The sequence below is a fragment of the Streptomyces sp. NBC_00775 genome, assembly GCF_036347135.1.
Classification (GTDB): domain Bacteria; phylum Actinomycetota; class Actinomycetes; order Streptomycetales; family Streptomycetaceae; genus Streptomyces; species Streptomyces lutosisoli.
This window is the reverse complement of sequence record NZ_CP108938.1, coordinates 2616732-2641923: the sequence shown is the minus strand read 5'-3', so window position 1 is coordinate 2641923 and position 25192 is coordinate 2616732. Positions and strand designations below refer to the sequence as shown.

The following is a 25192-nucleotide window of genomic DNA, read 5'->3' as shown; positions in this document are numbered from 1 at the left end:
TGCGTCATGGAACAGTTCCTCACCTTCGGGATCGTCGGCCTGAGCACGGCCGCGATCTACGCGGTCATCGGCAGCGGCCTGGTGCTCACCTACACCACCACCGGCGTGTTCAACTTCGCGCACGGTGCCGCGGGCATGCTGTCGGCGTTCACCTACTGGCAGTTCACCGTCGGCTGGGGCTGGCCCGTCCCGGTGGCCCTCGCGGTGGTGCTGCTCGTCCTCGCCCCGGCCTTCGGCCTCTTCGTCGAACGCGTGATCCTGCGGCCCGTCCAGGCACTGGGCGAGGCCGAACGGCTGGTGATGACGGTCGCGCTGCTGAGCGGTCTCATCGGGGTCGCCCGCTGGATCTGGGACCCCAACGTCCCGCGCCCCCTGCCGGTGTTCTTCGCCGACCGGGCCCCCTTCCACATCGGGCCGGTCGCCGTCACCTGGCACCAGGCCCTCACCATGGCCGTCGCGGTGGCGGTCGCGGTGGGCCTGCGGATCCTGCTCTACCGGACCCGGGCCGGAGCCGAGATGCGCGCGACCGTCGACGACCGCGCGCTGGTCGGGCTCACGGGAGCCGATCCGGTACGGGCCAACAAGGTGGCGTGGATCCTCGGCACCCAACTGGCCGCGATCGGCGGCATCCTCATCGCGCCGACCGTTCAACTCGACGCGGCCCAGCTCTCGTTGCTCATCGTCAGTGCCTACACCGCCGCCGTCTTCGGGCGACTGCGCAGCGTGCCGCTCACCTTCATCGGAGCCGTCGTCATCGGCTGCACGGAGAGCTTTCTGACCGGCTATCTCCCCCAGAACGACTATCTGCCGGGCCTACGGCTGGCCGCACCCGCCCTGCTGCTGTTCCTCGCCCTGCTCGCGTTCCCGCACCGACGACTGCGCGGCCGCGACCGGCGGCTGGCACCGGTACCGATACCGACGGTCCGGGGCACCCTCGTGTTCGCCGCGGCGACGATCGCGTTCGGGGTGGTGCTGGCATCGGTGCTCGGCGAAGCCGACCTCATCACGTACGGAGCGATCTTCTCGCTCGGCGTGGTGGCCCTCTCGTATGTACCGCTGGCCGGCTACGCGGGCCAGATCTCACTGTGCCAGCTGAGCATGGCCGGGATCGGCGCGGTCGTCTGGGCGCACGTCGGCGCGCACGGCCAGCTGTGGGCGCTCGGCGCCGCGATCGGGGTCTCCGCGGTGGCCGGGGCGCTGATCGCGCTGCCCGCACTGCGGCTGTCCGGGGTGTATCTGGCGCTGGGGACGGCCGCCTTCGCCGTCGTCCTCGACCGGTGGATCTTCAGCCTGCCCGCGTTCCACGTCTTCGGCGTGAAGGTCGCGCTGTTCGACCAGGGCTCGGTGGAGGTGGCCGGACCCCGGTTGTTCGGCCTCCATCTGGACAGCGGGACCGACCTGATGGTGTTCGCCGCGGTCTGTCTCGCCCTCGCCTCGCTCGGCGTGGCGGCGCTGCGGCGCGGCCGGTTCGGGCGGCGGCTGATCGCCCTGCGGGACAGTGAGGCCGCGTACGCGACGCTCGGCGGGAACCTGCTGACGGCCAAGGTGCTCGTCTTCGCGCTCGCCTCGGGCATCGCCGGGCTCGGCGGAGCGCTGTACGGCATGCAGCAACGATCCGTCACCGCCGAGCAGTTCAGCCTCATTTCCGGACTGCCCGTCTTCCTGGTCGCGGTGATCGGCGGCCTCGGCGCGGTGGGCAACGGACTCTTCACCGGGACGGCGCTCGTCGGGCCGACGAACGCGCTGGTCACCGTGGCGTCCTCGCTGCAGAACCCGGTCGCCCTGCTGCCCGCCCTGGCCGGCATGGGCCTCGGCCACAACCCCGACGGCATCGCGTCACGGTTCCGCCGCCAGTGGGAGCCGATCGCCCGGGACCGGATCGCCCTGACCGCGCTGATCGGCTGGCTCGCGACGGCATGGCTGCTGCGGCTCGGCGACCTGATCAGCGGGTGGACCTTCCTGGGGGGCGCCCTGGCCGTGGCGGTGGCGCTGCGCCTCTGGGCGGCCGCCCGGGAGGCGACGGCGCACTCGCGGACGCGGCCTTCGGCCGAGCCGGAGATCCCGGTCGAGTGGTGGGGCGTACGGCGTGCGTGGCGCCCGGAGGACGGGGAGGTGCTGGCCCGTGGAGTCACTGCGAGTTAGCGGAGTGACGGTCTCCTTCGGCGGAAACCGGGCTCTCGACTCGGTCGCCATGACCGCCGAACCGGGCCGGATCACCGGCCTGATCGGGCCCAACGGGGCGGGCAAGAGCACCCTGTTCGACGTGGCGTCCGGGCTGCGCAGGCCCTCGTCGGGGCGGGTGTTCCTCGACGGCCGGGACATCACCCGGCTGCGCCCCTCGGAGCGGGCCCGGCGCGGACTGGCCCGTACCTTCCAGCGGCTGGAGCTCTTCGGCCGGCTCAGCGTCCGCGACAACCTGCGCGTCGCCGCGGAACTCGGGCCCGAACGACGGCGCGCGGACCGCGCGGTGACGGAGATCCTCGCCAGGCTCGGCCTGACGGACATCGCCGACACCGCGCCCGACGCACTGCCCACCGGGGTCGGCCGCCTGGTCGAGGTCGGCCGGGCGCTCGCCATCCGCCCCCAGGTGCTCCTGCTCGACGAGCCCGCGGCGGGACAGGACGGCGAGGAGACCGAACGGTTCGCGGCGCTGCTGCGCTCGCTGGCGGCCGACGGGACGGCCGTCGTCCTCGTCGAGCACGACATGAGCCTCGTCATGGGCGTCTGCGACGAGGTGTACGTACTCGACCTCGGCAAGGTCATCGCCGTCGGCCCGCCCGAGGTGATCCGAGCCGACGAGACCGTTCTGGCGGCCTACTTGGGGGACGCGTGAGCGCACTGTCCGAACCACTTCCCGGGGCGAGCTCGGATCCCCTTCCCGGGGCGGGCTCCGAACCTGTTCCCGGGGCGAGCTCCGAGCCACTTATGGACCCGCTGCTCGAACTGCGCGGCATACGGGCCGCCCACGAACGGATCACCGTTCTGCACGGGGTGGACCTGAGCGTCGCCACCGGCCAGGTCGTGGCCCTGCTCGGCCCGAACGGCGCGGGCAAGACGACCACCCTCCGGGTGGCGGCCGGCGTCCACCCGGTCGACTCGGGCCAACTCCGCCTTGCCGGACGGGACATGACCGGCGCCGACCCCCGCGACCTGGCCCGCGCCGGGGTCTGTCTGATCCCCGAGGGACGCGGCGTGTTCCCCAACCTGTCCGTCCGCGACAACCTCCTGATGATGACCTTCACCGGCCGCGGCCGCGAGGAGATCGAGGAGATCGCGTTCGCCCGGTTCCCCGTCCTGAAACAGCGTTCCTCGCAACCGGCGGGCACCCTCTCCGGCGGCGAGCAGCAGATGCTCGCCCTCGCCCGGGGCCTCGCCACCGACCCCGCCGTACTGCTCCTCGACGAACTCTCCATGGGCCTGGCCCCGTTGGTGGTCGCCCGGCTGTACGAGCAGGTCGCCGAGATCGCCCGGCAGGGCGTGGCCGTCCTGGTCGTCGAGCAGTTCGCGGCCGCCGTCCTCGACATCGCCGACCACGCGGCCGTCCTCGTACGCGGCCGGGTCCAGCGGCAGGGCCACCCCGACGGCGGCCTGCGCGCCGAACTGTCCGCCCTCTACCTGGGGAGTTCCGCATGACCACCACCGAGCCGCGCGCGGACCGCTTCGTCCGCGAACTGGCCGTACTGAAAATCCCCGACCCGGCAGCCGCGAGGGCCGTTCTCTGGCTGCGCCTCGGGGTGTCCCTGATGGTGCTCGGCCTGGTGCTCGGGGTGTCGGGCTACCTCGTCTCCCACCAGACCACCGATCCACTCGTCCAGGGCGACGGCCTCGCGCTCGGCCTCGGCGGGATCGCGGCGAGCGTGGTGGGCTCCGCGCTCTTCCTGCGCTACTCGCTCACCGGCTTCCTGCGGTTCTGGATGGCCCGCCAGTCCTACGACCTCAACCTCCTCGCCGACCGCCTGCTCGAAAGGGACATCCGCCATGACCCCACCGGCAACGACGCTGCGCCCCGGTGACCAGCTCTCCAGCACCGTCTGCGGAGCGCGGGTTGTCGTAGTCCGGGCACCCGCCTCCGCCGAGCGGCGGCCCGTTCTCGCCTGTGGGGGAAGCCCGATGGCTCCCGCAACCTCCTCCGCGCAGCCGTCACCGCCCGGAGCGACGCCCCACGTCACGCTCATCGGCAAGCGCTATGTCGACGCCACCGGGACCCTCGAAGTGCTCTGCACCTCCTCCGGCACGGGCGAACTCACCTGCGACGGCGCCCCGATGACCCTCAAGGCGGCCAAGCCGCTGCCCGCCTCCGACTGATCCACGACCCGAGGAAACCGCCATGGAACGAGACGACCTCATCCTCATCAGCGTCGACGACCACATCATCGAGCCGCCCGACATGCTCGTGAACCACCTGCCGGAGCGGTACAAGAACCCCCTCGCCCCCTTCGCCCACAAGCTGGAGGCGTTCCACTCGAAGGCGCGCGCGGCGGTCGCGACGGCGGCCCGATGAGCGACCTGGTCCTGACCGAACGGGTCGGCAACGTGCTGATGGTGACCCTGAACCGGCCCGAGGCACGCAACGCCCTCAACCCCGCGCTGATCGACGAGCTGTCGGACGTACTGCGCTCCGCGGACGCCGATTCCGGGATCCGGGCGATCGTGCTCTCGGGAGCGGGAACGGTCTTCTGCGCCGGCATGGACCTGAAGGCGTTCGCGCAGGGTGGCAAGTTCGACGGCCTGGTGTGGTTCTTCCAGGAGGGCATCGGCACCCCGGTGATCGCGGCGCTGAACGGCTCCGCGCTCGCCGGCGGCTTCGAACTGGTGCTGGCCTGCGATCTGGTCGTCGCCGCCGAGGAGGCCAGGCTCGGGATCGCCGAGGTCAAGCGGGGCCTGTTCGCGGCCGGGGGCGGGACGACGCTCGCCGACCGGGTGCCCCTGTCGGTCGCCCTGGAAATGGGCCTGACCGGCGAACCGGTCACGGCCGCGTACGCCTGGCAGATCGGTCTGGTGAACCGAGCCGTCCCCGCCGACCGGGTACGGGAGGAGGCGCTGGCCCTGGCCGAACGGATCGCCGCGAACGGGCCACTGGGCGTCACCATGACCAAGAAGCTGATGCGGCAGCGCCGCTGGGCCGAACCGGACGAGGTCACGTCGGTGTTCCGCAGCGCCGACGCGACGGAGGGAGCACGGGCGTTCGCGGAACGCAGGGCGCCGGTATGGACGGGGAAGTGACCGTCACCCTTCGGCGGACGCGGTGACCTCGTCCACCAGGCCCCACTCGAGGGCCTCCTCGGCGGTCAACGGGTCGCCCGTCAGGGCGAGATACGCGGTGCGCTCCCGGCCGATGCGGACCGGGAGGCTCGCCGTGCCCCCGGCGCCCGGGATCAGCCCCATCTCGATCTCGGGCAGCCGGATCACCGTGTCGGGCGCGGCGAGAACGCGGTTCGCGAACGCCGCCAGTTCGATGCCCGCACCGACACACGCGCCGTGCAGATGAGCCGTGACGCGCGCACCGCACCGCTGGAGCAGAGCGGCGGGACTGCGGTGCACGCGCACCAGATGGGCCTGCGCGGGATCCCGGGAGGTCCCGAACTCGGAGAGGTCCCCTCCGCTGCAGAACGAAGGCCCGTTGCCGTACAGATCGACGCGCGCGATCGACGCGTCCGCCACGGCGACCCGCAGCGCTTCACACAGCGCGTCACGCGTTGCGGCGTCCATGGCGTTCCGTGCCCGGGGCCGGTCCAGGGTGACGGAGAGCCGGTCACCCTCACGACGCAGCCGTACGGGGCTGTCGGCGGGCCGCGGCGTGCGCTCGGGCGCCGCGGCCAGCCAGGCCTCGAAGTCGGCCCCGCCCTGGAGCGTCGAGTAGGCGAGGGATTCGACCACCAGCCGCTCGGGCGGGGCCAGGGCGGCACCCATCCGCAGTACCTGCACCAGCGCGACGGACGCGGCGGGCCGCCTGTCGACGAGCCACCCCAGCCGGCGGCCGGTGGTGAACGGGTCGGCGCAGGTCACCCATGGGCGCGGCGCCTCGGGGGCACCGGTGAGCAGGACATCGAAGTCCTCGCCCGTCTCGGTCGGTTCGGCCGCGAAGCCGACGCGCACCTGGTCGGCCGCGTCCATCCGGTACGGGGCTTCGCGGTCCAGATCGACCAGGAGGAAGGGCGGGTCCAGGATCACGACCGGAGTGTAAATTGGGGCCACCTCAAAAGAGAAGGGCGTTTGTCCATTGGGGAATGATGTTCTCGCCGATGTCGCGCTCGGCGGCTGGATGGCGACGCTGGAGCCGTTCCTTCCCCCGCTCGCCGCCGTCGCGCAGGACTTCACCGCCCTCACCGGTGTACCGGTCGACCTGCCCTCCGCCCTGTTCCTCCGCGCCCACCTCGCGGGTCTCGGCTTCCCTGACCGGACGTCGGCCGGCGGCTCCTGCCATCTCCTCGAAACCGCCGACGGCTGGGCCGCCGTCAACCTGGCCCGCCCCGACGACCACGCAGCCGTACCCGCCCTTCTCGCCCTCCTGGGCGCGGCGCCGCACGCAACGCTTCACGAGGCGGCGCGGCGGGTGAAGGCGGCCGAGGTCGCCGCGCACGCACAGCTGCTCGGGGTGGCGGCGGCGGAGCTCGGCTCGGCCCGCGGAACCCGCGCTCCCGTACGCGCGGAGAGGCTCGGCGAGCGGAGCGTACGGGACCCCGCCACCCTCCGCGTGGTCGACCTGTCGGCCCTGTGGGCGGGCCCCCTGTGCGCACGGCTTCTGGGAAGGGCGGGAGCACACGTGGTCAAGGTGGAGAGCGCGACCAGACCCGACGGCGCACGGCGCGGGTCGCCCGCCTTCTACCGCTGGCTGCACGACGACCACGAGAACCTGGTGCTGGACTTCGCCTCGGGCGCGCTCGCCGAGGTCGTCGCCGAGGCCGACGTCGTCATCGAGGCGTCAAGACCGCGCGCACTGCGCCGACTTGGCGTGTGCGCCGAGCGGTTCCTGGCCGCCCGCCCCGGCCGCGTCTGGGTCGGCGTCACCGGGTACGGCCGCGACGACGACCGCATCGCCTTCGGTGACGACGCGGCGGTGGCTGGCGGCCTGACCGGCCTCGACGCACAGGGCGCCCCCACGTTCCTGGGCGACGCGCTCGCCGACCCGGTGACCGGTGTCTTCGCCGCCCGCGCCGCGGCCCGCTCGCTGGCCCAGGGAGGCGGCGAGCTGCTGTGCGTCTCGATGGCAGCCTGCGCGGCCTCACTCACCGACGGTGGATGACGTGCTGATCACCGACGTGGAGGTCGAGGGGTACGGCCGGGTGGACGTACGGATCACCGGGGGCCAAGTCACCGAGATCGGGCCCCGGTTGGCGGGCCGGAGCGACCTCGACGGACGGGGCGGCGCCCTGCTGCCCGGGCTGCACGACCACCACGTACATCTGGCGTCGCTGGCGGCCGAGGCCACCTCCGTGCGGGTCGGCCCGGCGGACGTGCGCGGCCCGGACGGGTTCGCGGCGGCGCTGCGGAGCGGCGGGCCCGGGGAGTGGGTGCGGGCGGTCGGATACCACCAGAGTGTCGCCGGGGAGCTGGACCGGTGGGTGCTGGACGGGTTCGCGCCGGACCGGCCGGTGCGGGCGCAGCACCGCGGTGGGGCGCTGTGGGTGTGGAACAGTGCCGCGTTGCGGGCGGCCGGAGTCCACAGCGCCGATGGACGGTTCTGGCGGGAGGACGAACGGCTGAGGGGGTTCGTCCCGCCCGTACGGCTGGATCTGGTGAGCGTGGGGCTGCGGGCGGCGGCGTACGGGATCACGGGATGCACCAACGCCGATCCGCACCCGGAGAACGGCCTTCTCGACCTGCTGTCGGTGCTGCCGCAGCGGCTCGTCGTGATGGGGGTCGGCCACGCGCCGGTGAAGGTGCTGCTCGACGACACGACCCTTCCGACGCCGGGTGACCTCGCGGCGGCGGTCGCGGCGGCGCGGCCCCGGGCGGTGGCCGTGCACTGTGTGACCCGGGTGCAGTTGCTCGTGACCCTGCTCGCCCTGGACGAGACCGGGCCGGTCGACGGCGATCGCATCGAGCACGGTTCGGTGATCCCGGCCGAGACGATCCCCTGGCTGAGGCGGCTCGGCGTGACCGTCGTGACGCAGCCGCACTTTCCCCTGGAGCGGGGCCGGGAGTACGCGACCGACGTGCACCCCGACGACAGGGCCCACCTCTACCGCTGCCGCTCCCTGGCCGAGGCGGGCATTCCGCTCGCCGCCGGCACGGACGCGCCCTTCGGGACCCGCGATCCCTGGGCGGTCATGCGGGCGGCCGTCGAACGGGGCGACGGGGAGGGGATCGGTCGCCGGGCGGCGCTGGACCTGTTCGCCGGGGATCCCCAACTCCCGGGCAGCGCACGACGGGTGACGGTCGGTTCGGTGGCCGACCTGTGCCTGCTTCACATATCCCTGCGGGAGGCGCTCGACGCGCTGTCCGCGGAGACGGTGCGCGCCGCCTTCGTCGGCGGACGCCGGATCACACCGCGGGACGGCTAGACGCTGTACCCGCCGTCCACCCCCAGTGCCTGCCCGGTGATGAAGCCCGCGCGGTCCGAGGCCAGGAACGCGACCGCCTCGGCGATGTCCGTCGCGCTGCCGAAGCGGCGCAGCGGGATGTTGCGCCGGGTGATCTCCAGCGCCGGCTCGTCGAGTTCGCCGGAACTGATCAGGCGGGCGGCGATGCCGTCGGTCAGCATGCCGGGGCCGACACAGTTCACCCGGACGCCGTACCGCCCCTCCTCGGCGGCCAGTGCCCGGGCGACCGCCTCGACCGCCCCCTTCGTGCCCGACGAGAGCCCGTCGCGGACCGGGAACCGGCGGGTGGCCACGGTGGTGACGGCGACGATGCTGCCCCGGCTCTCCCGCAGCCGGGGCAGCGCGGGATGGACCAGATTGAAGAACGCCCCCGCGTCGGCGTCGAGTTGGGCGCGGTACTGACTCGGCGTGACCTTGCTCAGATGCACCATCGGCACATGCGGGCCCGCCGCGTACACGAGGGTGTGGATTCCGCCGAACGCCGAGGCGGCCTCGGACACCGCCGAAGCGGTGGCCGACTCGTCGCTCAAGTCGAGCCGCAGCGTGCGGACTTGACGCCCGTACTCCTTGACCTCGCCGGCGAGCGACTCGGCCGCGGCCTGATGCGAGCGATACGTGAGCACCACGTCACTGCCCCGCTCGGCCAGCGTACGGACGATCGCCGCCCCGATGCCGCCCGTGCCGCCCGCGACGAACGCGGCCCCCGCCCTGTGGGCGAAGTCGCCGGAGAAGCCGGTGGAAGAACCGCTGGAGGAGTCCGTCATGGTGTTCACAGTCCCAGGGATTTGGCGATGATGACCTTCATGACCTCACTGGTCCCGGCGTAGATCCGGGTGATGCGCGCGTCCGCGTACAGCCGGGCGATGGGGTATTCCAGCATGTAGCCGTACCCGCCGAACAGTTGCAGGCAGCGATCCACGGCCCGCGCCTGCATCTCCGTGCAGAACAGCTTGACCTTCGCGGCGTCGGCGCCCGACAGCTCCCCGCCGACCAGCTCGGTCACGGCACGGTCGAGCATCATCTGCGCGGCCTCGATCTCGGCGGCCACCGCGGCGAGTTCGAACTTCGTGTTCTGGAAGGAGGCGACCGGCGTCCCGAACACCTGCCGTTCCTTCACGTACGCGATCGTCGTGTCCAGCGCCGCCCGCGCCTGGGCGACCGAGCCGACCGCCACCGTCATCCGCTCCTGCGGCAGGTTGTGGCCGAGGTAGCCGAAGGCCGCGCCCTCCTCGCCCAGCCGGTTGGCCACCGGGACCCGTACGCCGTCGAAGGCCAGCTCGACGGTGTCCTGGACCTTGATGCCCATCTTGTTCAGCACCCGGCCGCGCGTGAACCCCGGCATACCGTCCTCGACGACCAGCAGAGTCAGGCCCGCCCGCCGGTTGCCGGGATCGGTCGACGTCCGCGCCACCACGATCACCAGGTCGGCGAGAAGGCCGCCGGTGATGAACGTCTTGGCCCCGTTCAGGACGTACGCGTCCCCGTCGCGCACGGCGGTGGTCCGGATGCCCGCGAGATCGGAACCCGTGCCCGGTTCGGTCATGGCGATGGCGGTCAGGAGCGTGCCGGCCGCGAGACCGGGGAACCAGCGCCCGCGCTGCTCCTTGTCGGCGTAGGCGAGGAAGTAGGGGAGCACGACGTCGAGTTGGGTGCGTACGGTGCCGAGCGTGACCAGGGCGCGTGCGGCTTCCTCCTGGAGCACGACGTTGTAGCGGTAGTCGTCGAGGCCCGCTCCGCCGTACTCCTCGGGGACGGCCATGCCCAACAGCCCCAGTGAGCCCAGCTGTTCGAAGAGCGCGCGGGGCAGCCGCCCGGCCTCCTCCCACGAGGCGTAGTGCGGGACCACCTCGTTCGCCACGAAGTCCCGCACCAGCCGCCGGAACGCCTCGTGGTCGGGGGTGAAGAGCTCTCGGCGCACGACGGCCTCCGGTTCAGGGCGTGGTCATCGACTTCACGGCGTGCTCGGGTTCGGCTTCAGGGCGTGATCAGCTCGACAAGGGTGGCGTTGGCGGTGCCGCCGCCCTCGCACATGGTCTGCAGGCCGTGGCGGATCCCCTGATCGCGCATGTGGTGGATCATGCGGGTCATCAGGACGGCACCCGACGCGCCGAGCGGGTGGCCCAGAGCGATGGCACCGCCCAGCGGATTGAGCAGCGCCGGGTCGGCGCCGGTCTCGGCCAGCCACGCCAACGGCACAGGGGCGAAAGCCTCGTTGACCTCGAAGACCCCGACCTCGGACAGCGCGATGCCCGCCTTCCGCAGGACCTTCTCGGTCGCCGGGATCGGACCGGTGAGCATGAGCACCGGGTCGCTTCCGGTGACAACTCCCGCGCGGTAGCGCACGATCGGCCTCAGCCCCAGCTCGCGCGCCTTCTCCGGCGTCGTCACCAGCAACGCCGCCGCCCCGTCCGAGATCTGGGAGGCGTTGCCCGCGTGGATCACCCCGGCGTCGGCGAACGCGGGCTTCAGCGAGGAGAGACTCCCGACGCCGGTCCCACGCCGGATCCCCTCGTCGGCCGCGACCGTCGTGCCGTCCGCGGTCACCGGGACGATCTGCGCGTCGAAGACCCCGGCGTCCTGCGCCGCCGCCGCCCGCTCATGGGAGAGCGCCGAGAACGCGTCGAGCCGCGCTCGCGAGAAGCCCCACTTCTGCGCGATCTTCTCGGCGGACAGTCCCTGGTTGAAGGAGAAGTCCTGGTAACGGGCGAGGACTTGGGGCCCGTACGGCATTCCGGTGGCCCGCGCGGAGCCGAGCGGGACCCGGCTCATCACCTCGACGCCGCCCGCCACGACGATGTCCTGCTCGCCGGACATGACGGCGTGCGCGGCGAAGTCCAGCGCCTGCTGGCTCGACCCGCATGCCCGGTTGACCGTGGTTCCCGGGATGCTCTCGGGCCATCCCGCGGCGAGGACCGCGTAGCGCCCGATGTTGCTGGACTGGTCGCCGACCTGGGACACGCATCCCCAGATCACATCGTCGATGACCTCCGGATCGATCCCGGCCCGTTCGACCAGCGCGCCCAGTACGACGGCGGAGAGGTCGGCCGCGTGCATGCCGGACAGCCCACCGTTCCGCCTCCCCACCGCGGTCCGGACCGCTTCCACGATCACCGCTTCACGCATGACGGCCTCCGTTGTCGGCCCGGGCACTCGGCGCGGCCCAGCGCCCGGTGAACGTCGGTTCGCGTTTCTCGGCGAACGCCGCGTACGCCTCGGGGACGTCCGCCGTGGCGAAGTTGACCGCCTGGGCGCGTGCCTCGCCCGCCAGCGCGTCGCGCATCGTGCGGTCGGAGCCCTCGTTCAGCAACGCCTTGTTCTGGGCGAGGGCGATCGAGGCGCCCGCCACCAGCCGCGCCCCGAGGTCGGCCACGAAGGCGTCGATCTCCTTCGGGGACACCACCCACGTCACCAGGTTCAGCGCCCGGGCCTCCTCGGCGTCGATCGTCTCGGCGAGCAGCGCGAGCCGCTTGGCCTGCTGCAGTCCGACGAGCTTCGGCAACAGCCACGAGCCACCGCAGTCCAGCGACAGCCCGCGCCGCGCGAAGATCTGCGAGAACCTCGCCTGAGGGGTCGCCACCACCAGATCGCAGCCCAGCGCGAGATTCCATCCCGCGCCGACCGCGACCCCGCTCACCTTGGCGATCGTGGGAACCGGCAACTCGTGGAGCAGCAGGGCGACTTCGCTCAACGTCCGCATGCGGTACAGCGGATGGGCGCTGCTCACCCCCTTCGAGATGTCGGCGCCGGAGCAGAACGCGCCCCCGGCTCCGGTCAGCACGATCGCTCGTACGGTGTGATCGCGTCCGGCGTCCGAGAGCCCGTCCCGCAGCGCGGTCCACAGCTCTTCGTCGATCGCGTTCTTGCGGTGCGGCCGGTTCAGCGTCAGGGTGCGTACGCCGCCGATGTCGCTGGAGAGCAGAACGGGCTGGTCGCTCACAGCACTTCCCCTTCGTCGCTGATGCCCAACTCGGCGAGTACGGCGGCGGTGTGCTCGCCGAGCGCGGGGATCGCGCCCATCGGCGGCTCGTAGCCGGAGAGCACGGCGGGCGGCAGCAGAGCGGGTACCGGGCCGCCGGGTGTGTCGACCCGGCGCCACCGGTCGCGGGCTGTCAGCTGCGGATGCGTGAGGACGTCGCTCGGGGAGTTGAGCCGGGAATTCCCGATCCCGGCGGCGTCCGCGCTGTCCTGCACATACGCCAGATCATGGCGGGCACACCACGCGCCGATCTCCGCGTCCAGGGCGGAACGGTGCTCCACCCGGCCCGAGTTGGTCGCGAAGCGCGCGTCGTCCGCCAGGTCGGGACGGCCGAGCAGCTCGCGCGCCAGCCGCTGCCATTCGCGGTCGTTGGTGGTGCCGAGGACGACGGTGTGGCCGTCGGCCGTGGCGTAGGCCCCGTACGGCGCCACGGCGGGCGACCCCATGCCCACCGGCTCCTGATCGACGCCCGTGTGCCGGGTGTAGGTGAGCGAGTACCCCATCAGCTCCGTCATCGTGTCGAACAGACTCACCGCGACCGAGGCGGGACCGTCGCCGCGACCGCGCGCCCTCTCATGGAGCAGCGCCATGACCGACAACGCGGCGTACAGGCCGCTGCACACGTCCGCGATCGGCGGACCCGCCTTGGCCGGCGCACCGGGACGGCCGGTCGTCGCGCACGCTCCCGACTCCGCCTGGACGAGCAGGTCGTAGGCGCGCTTGTGGGAGAGCGGGCCGCCCGCACCGTACCCGTCGATCTCCACCGCGATGAGCTCCGGATGGCTCACGGCCAGGTCGGCCGGGGAGATGCCGAGTTTGGCCGTCGCCCCGGGAGCGAGGTTGGACACCAGGACGTCGGCGCGGTCGAGCAGCCGGTGCAGTGCCGTCATGCCGGCCGGAGTCTTCAGATCCAGCGCCACCGACTCCTTGCCGCGGTTGGCCCAGACGAAGTGCGCCCCGAGGCCGCCCACCACGTCGTCGTAGTGCCGGGCGAAGTCGCCGCCCTCCGGGTTCTCCACCTTGATCACCCGGGCCCCGAAGTCCCCCAGGGTGCGGGTGCACATCGGAGCGGACACGGCCTGCTCCAACGCCACCACCGTGATGCCCGCCAGCGGGCCGGTCGTTCCCATGTCAGTCCCCGCTCACGAATCGCGCGCGCAGCTCGTCCTTGAGTACCTTCTGGCTCGCGTTGCGCGGGAGCTGACCGCTGAACCGGACATGGCGCGGGACCTTGAAGTTGGCCATGTTCTCGCGCGCCCACTCGACGATGTCCTTCTCGGTGACGTGGTGGCCGGGCTTCACGACGACGAAGGCGCAGCCGACCTCGCCGAGGCGTTCGTCGGGAACTCCGATGACGGCGGCCTGTTCGATCAGCTCGTGCCCGAGCAGCGATTTCTCTATCTCCGCCGGATAGGCGTTGAATCCGCCGACGATGTACATGTCCTTCTTGCGGTCGACGATCGACAGATTGCCGTCCTCGTCGAGCCGCCCGATGTCACCGGTGCGCAGCCAGCCCTCCGGATCGATGGCCGCGGCGGTGGCCTCCGGATCCTCCCAGTATCCGCGCGTGACGTTGTAGCCGCGGACCAGGACCTCCCCGTCCTGTCCAGGGGGAGCGCTCTTTCCCCCGGCGCCGGAGCTTTCGTCGTCGGCGATCCTTATCTCGACATCCGGAATGACCCGTCCCGTGGTGCGGGCGACGGTCTCCTCGGAATCCCCGATCCGGGTGGTCGTCACCAACGCGGTCGACTCGGTCAGCCCGTACGCGCTCATCACGATGTCGAAGGACAGCTCACTCTTCATCGCACGGATCAGTGATTCCGGAATGGTGGTGCCGCCGGTCATGGAAACCCGCAGCGACGACAGGTCGTACGACGGGCGGTCCGGGTGCCTGATCAGGTCCTGGAAGATCGTGGGCGGGCCCAGCAGAATGCTGACCTTCTCCCTGGCGATGATGTCGAGCGCCCGTCCGGCGTCGAAGACGGGCATCGGAATGACCGTCACCCCGTGCATCAGGGAGGCGAGCCAGCCCGCCTTGTATCCAAAACAATGGAAGAACGGCGGAATGACCAGAAAACTGTCGGAACGGGCGAAAGTGTATTCCTCGGCCATCCAGCCGTACGCGCGCAGCGACTGGCCGTGCGTCAGGACGACCCCCTTGGGATGACCGGTGGTTCCGGACGTGAACATCACGTCGGAGACGTCGTCGGGGGTCAGTTGGTCGATGAGCTCGTGCACCAGGGAGGTGGAGACACCCCGGCCGCGCAGGAGGAATTCCGGCCATGAGGGAATCGACACCGTCTTGCGCAAGGCCGGCAGTCCGGGGTCGGTTTTTCTCAGCTCGGCGATGTAGTCGTTGCCGAGGAAAGGCGAGGCGATCAGGGCCTTGGCGCCGGATTTCCGCAGAATGTACGAGATTTCCGGAGCCTTGAACCGTGTATTCAGGGGCACGATCACGCCCCCGGCCCCCTGAATGCCCAGCGCGGCGAAAATCCACTCCGCCGAGTTGGGCGCGCACAGCCCGACCCGATCGCCCGGCTCGACCCCCAGCGCGACGGTCGCTTTCACCGCCTCGGCCATCTGCCGCTCCAGCTCGCGGAAACTCCACCGCCGGGATCCGTCGATCAGCGCGGTGTCGTCGCCGAAACTCCTGGAAGCGATCCTGATGGCGTGCGGAATGCTCAGGAAGGTGTCGTCGTAGCGCATCACGTCGCTCCAGGGTTGGGGGGCTTCGAGAGCGAAGGCAGGTGCAGGACGCGTTTCGCGATGATGTTCCGCTGGATCTGCGAGGTACCGCCGTACACGGACGCGGCTCTGGAATAGAGGTAGTCCCCGAAGAGTTCCCCGCCCTCTTCGTGGAGTTCCCCGGGAAACACCTTGAGCGCCGTCTCGTAGAGCCGTTGTTCGGTCCGGGTCATCAGGAGTTTGTCGATGGACGACTCGGGCCCCGCGGCCTGCCCGCCGAGCCGTTCGGCGGTCCGGCGCCGGGCGTGCGCCACGAGGACCTCGTAGTCCACGAAACACCGCCCGATCTCGGAGAGCAGCCCGTCCGGCAGCTCGCCCCGACGGTCACGGGCGACGCGCCGTAGACGCTCGACGAGCAGCCCGTACTTCGAGATGTGGCCGGTGTCGAGTGCGTTGCGCTCGTACGACACCGTCGTCATCGCCAGCGGCCAGCCGTCGCCCTCGGCGCCGATCCGCTCGGACTCCTCGATCCGTACGTCGTCGAGGAACAGCTCGCAGAACTCGTCGTCGCCGTTCATCGCCCGCAAGGGCCGTACGGTCACGCCCGGACGGTCGAGGGGCAGGGCGAACGCGGTGATCGACCGGTGCGCGGGCGCCCCTCGGTCCGTCCTGGCCAGCAGCAGACAGAGGCCGGAGTACTGCGCGTAGCTGGTCCAGAGCTTCTGTCCGCGGACGCTGTAGTGGCCGTCGTGCCGGGTCGCGAGCGTGCTCATCCCGGCGAGGTCCGACCCGGCACCCGGCTCGCTGAACCCCTGGCACCAGACGTCGTCCCCGGCGAGCATCCGCGGCAGCCACCGCCGACGCTGGTCCTCGCCCGCGAACTCCATGAGCGCGTGGGCGAGATAGCCGATGCGGGGGATGCCCGGCGCGTGGCAGGCCCCGAGTTCGTCGCTGATCGCGACCTGGTGCAGCGCGCTCAGGCCCCGCCCGCCGTAGCGCTCGGGGACATCGAGGCCGACCCAGCCGCCGGAATGCAGCTGACGGTGCCACCGGTGCAGGAAGACCGGCAGCGGCTCGTCCGGCCGGCGCTCGGGAAGCGGGTGTCCGGCCAGCCAGGCACGGAAGTCCCGGCGCAGCCGGTCCAGGTCGGCGGGGTCACCGAAGTCCAGGGGGGTGTCGGTCATCGTGTGACCTCCGGTTCGGCCAGGGGCACCAGCAGGTCGGCGGTGGTCGCCAGGACCGTGGCGCCCAGCAGGACCTTGCGGAGGTAGAGGTGCGCGATGTGTTCCCAGGTCTGGGCGATGCCACCGAAGACCTGCATACCGGCCTGGACCGCCTCCACGGTCGACCGGTTCACCTCGGCCTTCGCGACGCGCGCGGCCGTCAGGGCGCGCTCCGGGGGTTCGTTGTCGAGGCACCAGGCGGCATACCGGGTGGCGCTGACGCAGGCTTCCAGGGCGACCGTCGCGTCCGCGAGCAGATGCTGGACCGCCTGGAACTCCCCGATGGCCTGCCCGTACTGCCGGCGCTCGCGGGCGTAACCGACGCTCAGCTCGACGAACTCCCTGGCCGCGCCGACGAGTTCACCGCTCACCATGACGAGCGCGTACGCCTGCCAGTGCTGATGCCCCGGTGCGTCGAGCCGTCCGATGATCCGCTGCGGAGACCGCACGGTCCGGATGCCGCGCAGGAGGTCCGCGCTCGGTGCCAAGGGGCCCAACTCGGCTTGTGTGACGGCCCCGTCGGGGGTGACGCAGAGCGCGCTGTCCGCGCCCTCGCAGTCCCAGGCGACCAGTTCGGAGGTGTCCGCCCGCGGGAACCGCAGATCGCGGGCGAGCGCGACCGTCGCAGTGGTGCCGCTGTCCGATCGCCGCCCGGCGCCCAGGACGCGGAGGAGTTCCGGGGCGAGGAGAACCGTCCCCAGCAGGGACGTCGTGAGAGGCTGTCTCCCGTGCTCCTCCGCGAGCAGGGCGCACTCCTGGACGGTCGCGGCCGGCGGTGAGGAGCGACGCAGCTCGCCGAGGCCCAGCTCCGCGAGTGCCCGTTGCGCGGCCGCTCGCGGCGATGGCTTCACTTCGTCGGCCGAACCGATGCGGAAGCGCCCGGCGAACGAGCGGAACAGGTCGCGCACCAGCAGGAACTCCTCGGCCTCCACGGTCAGTCCTCCCCGGCCGCGGTGGCCGCCGGTCCCGCGGAGGGTGCCGTCGACCGCCGGCGGGCTCCGGATGCCAGCTCGTCGATGATCCGTATGTGGTCCGGGCTGGTCATGGTGGCCCGCTCGGCCATGAGGGCCGCTTCCATGGCGCCCCTCGACACCTGCTCCACCAGCACGGCGAGCGCCGCCTTGGTGGCGCGCAGCGCCTCCGCGGGCTGCGCCGCCAGCCGTCCGGCCAGGGCGAGGGCCTCGCGCTGGAGGTCCGCGGCGGGGACCGTGCGGTTGGCCAGGCCCAGTTCGACCGCCGTGGCGGCGGGAATGCGGTCTCCGGTGAAGAGGTACTCCTTCACGCGGAGCAGACTCGTGAGCAGAGGCCACAGGGACACACCGCCGTCGCCCGCGACCAGACCGACCGAGACATGGGGATCCGCGAGGTAGGCGTCCTCGGCCATCAGCACCAGATCGCAGGCCAGCGCCAGGCTGCAACCCAGCCCGACCGCAGGGCCGTTGACCGCCGCGACGACGGGCAGCGGGAACCGGATCATCTCCGTCTGGATGGTCCGGTCGAGCCGGATGGAGCGCTCCCGCAGGTCCGGATCGGTGTGGTGCCGTCGCAGATGGTCGAAGTCGCCGCCCGCGCTGAACGCTCGGCCCGCGCCGGTCAGGACGACGGCCCGCGCCTTCGGATCCGCCGCGAGCTCGCGCCAGACCTCGGCCAGCCGCTGGTGGAGCTCCTCTGAAACGCCGTTCAGCCGCTCGGGCCTGTTCAACGTGACGACGCGGACATCACCGTCGGCCACCACGGTCAGGACGGGATTCGGCTCGCCCATGGGACCCCCTCTCCACCTCGGATCCTATTTAAGGTCAGACCAAAAGTGAAGAGTGGCGTTCGCGTGATGTGAATATGGCGTTCTCGTTCGGGCCCCGGGCTGGATGTGGGCCCGGGCCGTTCGAGCCCGGGCCTACACGTGGGCCCGGGTGATGCTCACTCGTCGGGCGGCCCCGACAGCTCCACCTGGTCCCGCCGGTCGACTCGCGCGGCCGCGTCCGCGAAGCCGCACACGTGCCGCGCCATACGCCGCATCGCCGCCGCGCCGTCCCGCTCGCGGATCGCCTCGGTGATCTTCGCGTGCGCGCGGGCGGTGACCTCGCGGATCTCCGCGTCCATGAACTGTTCGAGGTTCGTGGCGGCGTAGATCGACTGCGACAGCGCGCTCATGAACCCGATGAGCAGTTCGTTCTCGCTGGCCCGCGCCACGGCGCTGTGCCAGCGGATGTTGGCCCGCAGGAACCGCGGGATGTCGTCGCCGGCCTCGACGAGGTCGACCTGTGCGGCGTCCAGCTCGGCGAGGTCCTGGTCCGAGCGGCGTTGCGCCGCCAGCGCCGCGCAGGTCGGCTCGATCGCCTCGCGCGTCTCGTGCAGCGCTTCGAGCCGGATCCGCTGCCCCCGGATGACCAACTGCACCGTACTGGCCACGGATTCGCGATTGGGCCGGTGCACGAAGGCGCCGCCGCCCCGCCCCGGCCTGATCTGGAGGAGCTTCTCGACCTCCAGGATCCGCAGCGCCTCCCGCACCGTCGCCCGGCTCAGCCCGGTCTGCTCGACCAGCTGGCGCTCCGGCGGCAATGCCATGCCCTCGGTGAACTCGCCGGAGAGAATGCGCTCGCGAACCTCCGACGCCAGCACGTCCGAAGCCTTCGGGACGGTCAGCGCGTCGAAGTGCGGATGGGACCTAGCCGACATGGGACCTACCGGACATCTCTCGTACCCCTGAGTCGTGCGACCACTTTGGCCGAACCATTTCAATCATCCGGAATGGTACGCGCGCCCATGGTCACCCCAGGTCCTCACATGACCATTCCCCCGTCCACCGGCAGCACTTGACCGGTGATGAAGGACGCGGCGTCCGACGCCAGGAAGACGAAGGCCCCGGCGATCTCCTCGGGCTCGGCCCACCGCCCCAGCGGGATCCGCGCGAGCATCGCCTCGGCGAACTTCTTGTGGGTGCGGATGGTCTCCGTCATCGGGGTCGCGGCCAGCGGTGCCAGCGCGTTCACCTTGATCTGCCTGCCCGCCAGTTCGCGCGCCAGTGACTTCGTCAGGCCGATGATGCCGGCCTTGGCGGCGGAGTAGTTGACCTGCCCGAGCGTGCCGACGATGCCGGCCGACGACGTGACGTTGATGATCCGCCCCGTGCCGTCGGCCGGCAGGAACGGCAGGGCCGCCTGCGCGCAGTGGAAGGCGCCCACCACATGCACGTCGAGCATGCGGCGGAAGGCCTCCTCCTGGAGGTTCTCGAACATGTCCGGTGCGATGGCCCCGGCGTTGTTGACGAGGATGTGCAGGGTCCCGCCGGTGAGCCCGGCCGCCCGTGCCGCCGCGGCGTCGGCGGCCGCCCGGTTCCGTACGTCCAGGGCGGCACTGTCCGCCCGTACGCCGGTGGCGGAGATCTTCTCGGCGACGGCGGCGGCCGCCGCCCCGTCGACATCGGTCACGAGGACCGCGGCTCCGGCCCGGGCGAGCGCCTCGGCCACCGCCGATCCGATACCGCCCGCGGCTCCCGTGACCAACGCCGATCGTCCCGTGAGATCGAACAGCCCGGAATGGTCGGCCATCAGTAACTCCTCGGCATTCCCACCATCAGTAACTCCTCGGCATTCCCAAAGTATGTGATCCCAGATAGTTCAGGATCATTTCCTGACTGATCGGTGCGATGCGCATCAGACGGGCCTCGCGGAAATAGCGGGCGACGTTGTACTCCTCGGAGTAGCCCATTCCGCCGTGTGTCTGCAGTGCGCGGTCCGTGGCGGTGAACCCGGCGTCCGCGCACAGGTATTTGGCGGTGTTCGCCTCGCGTCCGCAGGGCCGGCCGTTGTCGTAGAGCCAGGTCGCCTTGCGCAGCATCAGTTCGGCCGCGTCGAGGCGGGTCAGTGAGTCCGCGAGGGGGAACTGCACGGCCTGGTTCATGCCGATCGGCCTGCCGAACACCACCCGCTCATTGGCGTAGGCGACGGCCTTGTCCAGTGCCACTCTGCCGAGCCCGAGCGCCTCCGCGGCGATCAGCATGCGTTCCGGATTCAGGCCGTCGAGGAGATACCGGAACCCCTGGCCCTCTTCGCCGACGCGGTCCTCGACCGGAACGCGCAGGTCGTCGATGAAGAGTTCGTTCGAGGTGACGGCGTTGCGCCCCATCTTCGGGATGGGGCGGACGTCGATCCGGCTCCGGTCCAGATCGGTGAGGAAGAGCGTCATTCCGTCGGTCCTCTTGGTGACGTCACCGAGTTTCGAGGTGCGCGTCAGGAGAAGGATCTTCTCGGACTCCATGGCCTTGGAGATCCACACCTTGCGGCCGTTGACGACATAGCTGTCGCCATTCCGCCGCGCGAAGGTGGTGATGCTCGTGGTGTCCAGTCCGGCTCCCGGCTCGGTCACCCCGAAACAGACGTGGAGATCGCCGGTGGCGATACGCGGCAGCGTCCGGCGCTTGAGTTCTTCGGAGCCGTGCACCACGACGGGGTGCATTCCGAAGATCGACATGTGAATGGCGCTGGCGGCGTTCATTCCGCCACCGGACCGCGCGACTTCCTCCAGCAGCAGCGAGGCCTCGGTGATACCGAGCCCATGGCCGCCGTACTCCTCGGGAATCGTGATGCCGAGCCAGCCGCCGCTCGCGACGGCGGCGTAGAACTCCTCGGGAAACGCGTGCTCCCGGTCCTTCTCCATCCAGTACCGGTCGTCGAATTCACGCAAGAGGCCGGCGACGGCCTTGCGGATGGTCTCCTGGTCTTCGCTCAGCTCAAAGTCCACAGCATGGACCCCTCCGCAGCCTCGGTATCGCTGAAACATATCAAAGGTCAGACCGAATGCCTAGGTGAGGAACAGCGGGGTGGCGAGGGCGAGTTCTGGGTGCCGGCATCGTGCTCGATCGAGGTGCCGGGAGGGGTCGGCGAGAACCGGGACCATCAAGTCGGCGTGTTGGTGATCGGTGGCATGGTCCGGGCCGTGGGTCTGAGAGCGGAGTGGGTGCTGTGACGGAAGTGGCGAAGGATCCGCAGGATGTCGGGGCGGAGACCGAACGTCCGAGCCTGTGGCGTCAGCGGGATTTCATGCTGCTGTGGAGTGGCCAGACGGTCAGTGAGATGGGATCGGCGGTCACCCAGATCGCCCTTCCGCTGGTCGCTGTCGTCGCGCTCAACGCGAGCACGTTCGAGGTCGGGCTGCTGGCCGCCGCCACCACAGCGGCGTTCGCGGTGATCGCGCTGCCCGCGGGGGCGCTCGTGGACCGCGGCTCCAAACGTTCCATCATGACCATCTGCAACATTCTCCGCCTGCTGGTCATCGGCTCGGTCCCAGTGGTGGCTGCCCTCGGCACCCTGACGATGACGCAGCTCTACCTCGTCGCCGTGACAGCCGGCGTGTGCACGGTGTTCTTCGACGTCTCCTACCAGAGCTATGTGCCGTCGCTGATCCGCGTCGATCTCCGGATGGACGCCAACGGCAAGCTGGGGACCACCCAGGCGTTCGCGCAGCTCGGGGGCCCCGGCCTGGGCGGGGGACTGGTGGCGGCGTTCGGCGCCGCGGGAGCCATGACGGCCGACGCGATCTCTTACCTGGTCTCGGTCGTCTCCCTATGCGGAATCAGGGCACGCGAGGAGCCGCCGCCCGCGCGGCGGGCGGACGAGACGCTGCGGAGCCAGATCGCCGAGGGACTGAGATTCGTCGTCGGGCACAAGATATTGCGGAGGGTCGTGGCGTGCACGGGCACCGCGAACCTGTTCAACGGCATGAGTTCGGCGCTGGCGATGGTCTTCCTCGTTCGGGTGCTGCACGTGCGTCCCGGGCTGACCGGGCTGGTCATGGCGGGCGCGGCCGTCGGCGGGATCGCCGGGGGAGTGTTCGCCGGCCGGCTCGCCAAGAAGATCGGCTCGGCACGGATCATCTGGATGTCGATGCTGGTGTTCAGCGCGCCGCAGGTCGTCGCGGCGGCCGCCTGGCCGGGCTGGGGGGTGCTGCTGTTCCCGCTGGGCTGGGGCATCGCGTACTTCGCCGGGATGGTCTACAACGTCGCGCAGCTCAGCTACCGGCAGTCGGTGACACCGCCTGAGCTGATGGGCCGGATGAACGCGGCCGTGCGCTGGGTCGTGTGGGGCACACTGCCGCTCGGCAGCATCCTCGGCGGGGTACTTGGCACACTGATCGGGGTGCGGCCCGTGCTCTGGCTGGCGTTCATCGGTTCCTGGGCGGCCGGCTGGTTCGTGTTCTTCTCCCCGCTCCGCCACCTGCGCGATGTTCCCCAACCAGCGCCCGCGTCCGCCCCCGTTGCCACGCGTTGATGGCGACTTGATGGCGACATCAATCCCGTTGTGCGAAGCGGCATTTCATGACCTGTCAGAGAGGTCGGTACGGTCGGATTCATGGATGGGAATTTTCATTCGGCCGAAGAACTCGCGGCCGCGTTGCGTGCCGGTGAGGTGACCTCGGCGGAACTGACCGACGAGGCGATCGCCCGTATCGAGCGGGACGACAAGGCGATCAACGCGATCTGCGTGCCGGACTTCGACCGTGCGCGGGCCGCCGCGCGCGGTGCCGACCAGGCGCGCGCCCGCGGCGAGGACCGGCCGCTGCTCGGCATTCCGGTGACGGTCAAGGAGTCCTACAACATCGCCGGGCTGCCCACGACCTGGGGCATGCCGCTGCACCGGAACTACATACCGGCCGAGGACGCCGTGCAGGTGTCGCGGCTCAAGGCCGCGGGCGCGGTGGTGCTCGGCAAGACCAATGTGCCCTTGGCGCTGCAAGATGTGCAGAGCTTCAACGAGATCTACGGCACCACCAAGAACCCGTGGGATCACGGTCGCACGCCGGGTGGGTCCTCCGGCGGATCGGCGGCGGCCCTGGCGTCCGGATTCGGCGCGCTGTCCATCGGCTCCGACCTCGCCGGTTCGTTGCGCACCCCCGCACACTTCTGCGGTGTCTACGCGCACAAGCCGACACTCGGGCTGGCGGCACCCCGCGGTATGGTCCCGCCGCCCGCGCCGGCATGGCCGGCCGACCTTGACCTCGCCGTCGTCGGTCCGATGGCGCGCACTGCCCGCGACCTCGCGCTCCTGCTCGACGTCATGGCCGGACCGGACCCGCTGACGCTCGGTGTGGCGCACGACTTGAGGCTGCCGCCCGCGCGCCACGAGCGGCTCTGCGACTTCCGGGTCCTCGTCCTCGACACGCATCCGCTCATTCCGACCGGGGCCGCTGTGCGGGCGGGCGTGAACCGGGTGGCCGACGCGCTTGCCGACGACGGCGCCCGCGTCGAACGGCACAGTCCGCTGCTGCCCGATCTCACCGAAGCCGCGCTGCTCTACACGCAGTTGATGTTCTCGGGCGCCGTCGCACGCTTTCCCGCCGAAGCGTACGAGCAGCTGCGGATCAGCGCCGCCGGACTGAGCGCGGACGACCGGAGTCTCGATGCGGCGCGGCTGCGCGGCATGGTGTTCAGCCACCGCGACTGGATCGAGGCGAACAGCCGTCGCGAGCTCCACCGCCACGGCTGGCGGCAGTTCTTCGCCGAGTTCGACGCCGTGGTGTGTCCCATCACGCCCACTCCCGCGTTCCCGCACGACCACAACCCCGATCTGAGGGAACGCCGTCTCGACATCGACGGCGTCGAGTACCCGTACCTCGACCAGCTCGTCTGGGCCGGTCTGGCCACCATGCCCGGCCTGCCCGCCACCGCCGTACCAGCGGGCCGGTCCCCCGAGGGTCTGCCGGTGGGAGTGCAGCTCATCGGTCCGATGTTCGAGGACCGCACCCCGCTACGGCTGGCCGAGCTGCTGGAGCACAGGATCGGCGGCTTCCGGGCACCGCGGTAGGGCGTACTAGTGGTGAGGCGTTCCCGGCGGTGGGTGGGCGTCGTTGAGTTGCTCGCGGACCTGGGCGTTCTGAGCGTTCACCGCGGGATGCGCGTCACCGCTGTCCGCGCCCAGGCCCGCGAGCAGGCGCAGCCCGTCCTCGGCGGGGCTGCCGGGGGCCGCGGACAGCACCAGCAGCTCCATGCTTGATTCGTCCGGTAACGCGAAGTTCTCCTGGTGCAGTTCTAGCAGTCCGACCAGCGGGTGCCGGTATGTCTTGCGTCCATGTGTGCGGGCGCGCACGTCCGCGCGGGCCCAGAGGCGGCGGAAGCGCTCGCTGCCCATCGCCAGTTCGCCGATGAGCGAGGCCAGGCGGGGATCCTCGGGATATTTGCCGGCGGCCAGGCGCAGGTGCCCGACCACGTCGAGGGTGCATTTCTCCCAGTCCGCGTAAAGGCCGCGCTCGGCCTCCTCGAGGAAGATGTGCCGGGCGGTGTTCAGGCCCGGCATCGGCCGTCCGTAGAGGAGCCCGGCGAGGCGGTTCCCGGCGAGCACGTCCAGCCGGTGGTCCATGATCAGCGCGGGTGCGTCGGCGACCAGGCCGAGGACGCGCAGCAGCTCCGGCCGGACCCGCCCGCCCGGAGCCTTCGCGCGGCGGCGCCGCTGCCGGGCGAGCCGGTAGAGGTGCCCGCGTTCGGTCTCGTCGAGGCCGAGGACGCGGGCGAGCGCGTCGAGAACCTGCTCGGACGGCTGGGTCGCGCGGCCCTGCTCCAGGCGTACGTAGTAGTCGACGCTGACTCCGGACAGGTGCGCGACCTCTTCGCGGCGCAGTCCTTCGACCCGGCGGCGGCTGTCGGTGGGGATGCCGACGGCTGCCGGGTCGACGCGGGAACGCCGGGTCCGCAGGAAGCCCGCAAGATCATCCATGCCCCCAGTATGGCCTCGCTGGCGCCCGCGAAGGTGGTCCTGCCGTTACCAGGAAGTCCC

26 protein-coding genes are annotated in these 25192 nt (G+C 71.0%); 12 read left to right on the top strand and 14 right to left on the bottom strand.

Annotation, left to right across the window (positions count from 1 at the left end):
* Positions 1-6: 6 nt before the first annotated feature.
* From OIC96_RS11735 to OIC96_RS11705, 7 genes are all read left to right on the top strand, one after another.
* Entirely contained in the window at positions 7-2142 is a 2136-nt protein-coding gene (locus OIC96_RS11735; protein ID WP_330307888.1) for a branched-chain amino acid ABC transporter permease, read from the top strand.
* Positions 2123-2833, top strand: a complete 711-nt coding sequence (locus tag OIC96_RS11730) for an ABC transporter ATP-binding protein (RefSeq protein WP_330307889.1) — start codon at positions 2123-2125, stop codon at positions 2831-2833. Before OIC96_RS11735 ends, OIC96_RS11730 begins: the two co-directional genes overlap by 20 nt.
* A 92-nt stretch (positions 2834-2925) precedes the next feature.
* Positions 2926-3633: an ABC transporter ATP-binding protein gene (locus OIC96_RS11725; protein WP_330307890.1), complete on the top strand. Its 708-nt coding sequence runs from the start codon at positions 2926-2928 to the stop codon at positions 3631-3633.
* Positions 3630-4013, top strand: a complete 384-nt coding sequence (locus OIC96_RS11720) for a hypothetical protein (RefSeq protein ID WP_330307891.1) — start codon at positions 3630-3632, stop codon at positions 4011-4013. The genes OIC96_RS11725 and OIC96_RS11720 overlap by 4 nt, the downstream gene beginning before the upstream one ends.
* Complete coding sequence (locus OIC96_RS11715; RefSeq protein ID WP_330462125.1) at positions 3979-4305, top strand: hypothetical protein; 327 nt, start codon at positions 3979-3981, stop codon at positions 4303-4305. Before OIC96_RS11720 ends, OIC96_RS11715 begins: the two co-directional genes overlap by 35 nt.
* 22 nt (positions 4306-4327) lie before the next feature.
* Complete coding sequence (locus tag OIC96_RS11710; protein WP_330307893.1) at positions 4328-4501, top strand: hypothetical protein; 174 nt, start codon at positions 4328-4330, stop codon at positions 4499-4501.
* Positions 4498-5223: an enoyl-CoA hydratase-related protein gene (locus tag OIC96_RS11705; protein ID WP_330307894.1), complete on the top strand. Its 726-nt coding sequence runs from the start codon at positions 4498-4500 to the stop codon at positions 5221-5223. The genes OIC96_RS11710 and OIC96_RS11705 overlap by 4 nt, the downstream gene beginning before the upstream one ends.
* 3 nt (positions 5224-5226) lie before the next feature.
* Here OIC96_RS11705 and OIC96_RS11700 read toward each other — a convergent pair whose 3' ends face one another.
* A complete protein-coding gene (locus tag OIC96_RS11700; RefSeq protein ID WP_330307895.1) occupies positions 5227-6171 on the bottom strand; it encodes an enoyl-CoA hydratase/isomerase family protein in 945 nt (314 codons plus the stop codon).
* 49 nt (positions 6172-6220) lie between these two features.
* On the opposite strand from OIC96_RS11700, the gene OIC96_RS11695 reads away from it, so the two are divergent.
* Both OIC96_RS11695 and OIC96_RS11690 read left to right on the top strand, forming a co-directional pair.
* Positions 6221-7243, top strand: a complete 1023-nt coding sequence (locus OIC96_RS11695) for a CoA transferase (RefSeq protein ID WP_330307896.1) — start codon at positions 6221-6223, stop codon at positions 7241-7243.
* A 1-nt stretch (position 7244) separates the two neighbouring features.
* Positions 7245-8504 (top strand): amidohydrolase family protein, encoded by a 1260-nt coding sequence (locus OIC96_RS11690; RefSeq protein ID WP_330307897.1) that lies wholly within the window; start codon positions 7245-7247, stop codon positions 8502-8504.
* On the opposite strand, the gene OIC96_RS11685 is transcribed toward OIC96_RS11690, so the two are convergent.
* From OIC96_RS11685 to OIC96_RS11630, 12 genes are all read right to left on the bottom strand, one after another.
* On the bottom strand, positions 8501-9307 hold the full coding sequence (locus OIC96_RS11685) for an SDR family NAD(P)-dependent oxidoreductase (RefSeq protein ID WP_330307898.1): 807 nt from the start codon (positions 9305-9307) through the stop codon (positions 8501-8503). The genes OIC96_RS11690 and OIC96_RS11685 overlap by 4 nt on opposite strands.
* Before the next feature lie 5 nt (positions 9308-9312).
* Entirely contained in the window at positions 9313-10461 is a 1149-nt protein-coding gene (locus tag OIC96_RS11680) for an acyl-CoA dehydrogenase family protein (protein WP_330307899.1), read from the bottom strand.
* Positions 10462-10517: 56 nt separating this feature from the next.
* Positions 10518-11666, bottom strand: coding sequence for a thiolase family protein (locus OIC96_RS11675; protein WP_330307900.1), 1149 nt, complete (start codon positions 11664-11666; stop codon positions 10518-10520).
* Positions 11659-12480 (bottom strand): enoyl-CoA hydratase/isomerase family protein, encoded by an 822-nt coding sequence (locus OIC96_RS11670; RefSeq protein ID WP_330307901.1) that lies wholly within the window; start codon positions 12478-12480, stop codon positions 11659-11661. The genes OIC96_RS11675 and OIC96_RS11670 overlap by 8 nt, the downstream gene beginning before the upstream one ends.
* A complete protein-coding gene (locus OIC96_RS11665) occupies positions 12477-13649 on the bottom strand; it encodes a CaiB/BaiF CoA transferase family protein (RefSeq protein ID WP_330307902.1) in 1173 nt (390 codons plus the stop codon). Before OIC96_RS11665 ends, OIC96_RS11670 begins: the two co-directional genes overlap by 4 nt.
* 1 nt (position 13650) lies before the next feature.
* Positions 13651-15225, bottom strand: a complete 1575-nt coding sequence (locus OIC96_RS11660; protein ID WP_330307903.1) for a FadD3 family acyl-CoA ligase — start codon at positions 15223-15225, stop codon at positions 13651-13653.
* Positions 15225-16388 (bottom strand): acyl-CoA dehydrogenase family protein, encoded by a 1164-nt coding sequence (locus tag OIC96_RS11655; RefSeq protein WP_330307904.1) that lies wholly within the window; start codon positions 16386-16388, stop codon positions 15225-15227. The genes OIC96_RS11660 and OIC96_RS11655 overlap by 1 nt, the downstream gene beginning before the upstream one ends.
* Positions 16385-17359 carry an acyl-CoA dehydrogenase family protein gene (locus OIC96_RS11650; protein WP_330307905.1) on the bottom strand — a complete coding sequence of 325 codons (975 nt, stop codon included), beginning with the start codon at positions 17357-17359 and terminating at the stop codon, positions 16385-16387. Before OIC96_RS11650 ends, OIC96_RS11655 begins: the two co-directional genes overlap by 4 nt.
* Positions 17360-17361: 2 nt before the next feature.
* A complete protein-coding gene (locus tag OIC96_RS11645) occupies positions 17362-18189 on the bottom strand; it encodes an enoyl-CoA hydratase/isomerase family protein (RefSeq protein WP_330307906.1) in 828 nt (275 codons plus the stop codon).
* A 155-nt stretch (positions 18190-18344) separates the two neighbouring features.
* The gene (locus tag OIC96_RS11640) at positions 18345-19103 is read right to left on the bottom strand and encodes a FadR/GntR family transcriptional regulator (RefSeq protein ID WP_330307907.1); all 759 of its coding nucleotides are present in this window, start codon (positions 19101-19103) and stop codon (positions 18345-18347) included.
* 104 nt (positions 19104-19207) lie between these two features.
* Complete coding sequence (locus OIC96_RS11635; protein WP_330307908.1) at positions 19208-19975, bottom strand: SDR family NAD(P)-dependent oxidoreductase; 768 nt, start codon at positions 19973-19975, stop codon at positions 19208-19210.
* A gap of 25 nt (positions 19976-20000) precedes the next feature.
* Complete coding sequence (locus OIC96_RS11630) at positions 20001-21167, bottom strand: acyl-CoA dehydrogenase family protein (RefSeq protein WP_330307909.1); 1167 nt, start codon at positions 21165-21167, stop codon at positions 20001-20003.
* Positions 21168-21170: 3 nt separating this feature from the next.
* Here OIC96_RS11630 and OIC96_RS11625 point away from each other — a divergent pair, with 3 nt between their 5' ends.
* The 3 genes from OIC96_RS11625 to OIC96_RS11615 all read left to right on the top strand — a co-directional run bounded on the left by OIC96_RS11625 (position 21171) and on the right by OIC96_RS11615 (position 24226).
* The gene (locus OIC96_RS11625) at positions 21171-21392 is read left to right on the top strand and encodes a hypothetical protein (protein WP_330307910.1); all 222 of its coding nucleotides are present in this window, start codon (positions 21171-21173) and stop codon (positions 21390-21392) included.
* Complete coding sequence (locus tag OIC96_RS11620; protein ID WP_330307911.1) at positions 21389-22693, top strand: MFS transporter; 1305 nt, start codon at positions 21389-21391, stop codon at positions 22691-22693. Before OIC96_RS11625 ends, OIC96_RS11620 begins: the two co-directional genes overlap by 4 nt.
* An 81-nt stretch (positions 22694-22774) precedes the next feature.
* Positions 22775-24226: an amidase gene (locus OIC96_RS11615; RefSeq protein ID WP_330307912.1), complete on the top strand. Its 1452-nt coding sequence runs from the start codon at positions 22775-22777 to the stop codon at positions 24224-24226.
* 6 nt (positions 24227-24232) lie between these two features.
* On the opposite strand, the gene OIC96_RS11610 is transcribed toward OIC96_RS11615, so the two are convergent.
* Positions 24233-25132, bottom strand: a complete 900-nt coding sequence (locus tag OIC96_RS11610) for a helix-turn-helix transcriptional regulator (protein ID WP_330307913.1) — start codon at positions 25130-25132, stop codon at positions 24233-24235.
* Between the last annotated feature and the right edge of the window lie 60 nt (positions 25133-25192).

Excerpts from the sequence above, each read along its gene's own strand:
- OIC96_RS11735 (WP_330307888.1), top strand. The coding sequence starts at position 7 with ATGGAACAGTTCCTCACCTTCGGGATCGTCGGCCTGAGCACGGCCGCG.
- OIC96_RS11725 (WP_330307890.1), top strand. The coding sequence starts at position 2,926 with ATGGACCCGCTGCTCGAACTGCGCGGCATACGGGCCGCCCACGAACGG.
- OIC96_RS11720 (WP_330307891.1), top strand. The coding sequence starts at position 3,630 with ATGACCACCACCGAGCCGCGCGCGGACCGCTTCGTCCGCGAACTGGCC.
- OIC96_RS11715 (WP_330462125.1), top strand. The coding sequence starts at position 3,979 with ATGACCCCACCGGCAACGACGCTGCGCCCCGGTGACCAGCTCTCCAGC.
- OIC96_RS11710 (WP_330307893.1), top strand. The coding sequence starts at position 4,328 with ATGGAACGAGACGACCTCATCCTCATCAGCGTCGACGACCACATCATC.
- OIC96_RS11705 (WP_330307894.1), top strand. The coding sequence starts at position 4,498 with ATGAGCGACCTGGTCCTGACCGAACGGGTCGGCAACGTGCTGATGGTG.
- OIC96_RS11685 (WP_330307898.1), bottom strand. The coding sequence starts at position 9,307 with ATGACGGACTCCTCCAGCGGTTCTTCCACCGGCTTCTCCGGCGACTTC.
- OIC96_RS11675 (WP_330307900.1), bottom strand. The coding sequence starts at position 11,666 with ATGCGTGAAGCGGTGATCGTGGAAGCGGTCCGGACCGCGGTGGGGAGG.
- OIC96_RS11665 (WP_330307902.1), bottom strand. The coding sequence starts at position 13,649 with ATGGGAACGACCGGCCCGCTGGCGGGCATCACGGTGGTGGCGTTGGAG.
- OIC96_RS11660 (WP_330307903.1), bottom strand. The coding sequence starts at position 15,225 with ATGCGCTACGACGACACCTTCCTGAGCATTCCGCACGCCATCAGGATC.
- OIC96_RS11655 (WP_330307904.1), bottom strand. The coding sequence starts at position 16,388 with ATGACCGACACCCCCCTGGACTTCGGTGACCCCGCCGACCTGGACCGG.
- OIC96_RS11645 (WP_330307906.1), bottom strand. The coding sequence starts at position 18,189 with ATGGGCGAGCCGAATCCCGTCCTGACCGTGGTGGCCGACGGTGATGTC.
- OIC96_RS11640 (WP_330307907.1), bottom strand. The coding sequence starts at position 19,103 with ATGTCGGCTAGGTCCCATCCGCACTTCGACGCGCTGACCGTCCCGAAG.
- OIC96_RS11635 (WP_330307908.1), bottom strand. The coding sequence starts at position 19,975 with ATGGCCGACCATTCCGGGCTGTTCGATCTCACGGGACGATCGGCGTTG.
- OIC96_RS11625 (WP_330307910.1), top strand. The coding sequence starts at position 21,171 with ATGGACCCCTCCGCAGCCTCGGTATCGCTGAAACATATCAAAGGTCAG.
- OIC96_RS11615 (WP_330307912.1), top strand. The coding sequence starts at position 22,775 with ATGGATGGGAATTTTCATTCGGCCGAAGAACTCGCGGCCGCGTTGCGT.
- OIC96_RS11610 (WP_330307913.1), bottom strand. The coding sequence starts at position 25,132 with ATGGATGATCTTGCGGGCTTCCTGCGGACCCGGCGTTCCCGCGTCGAC.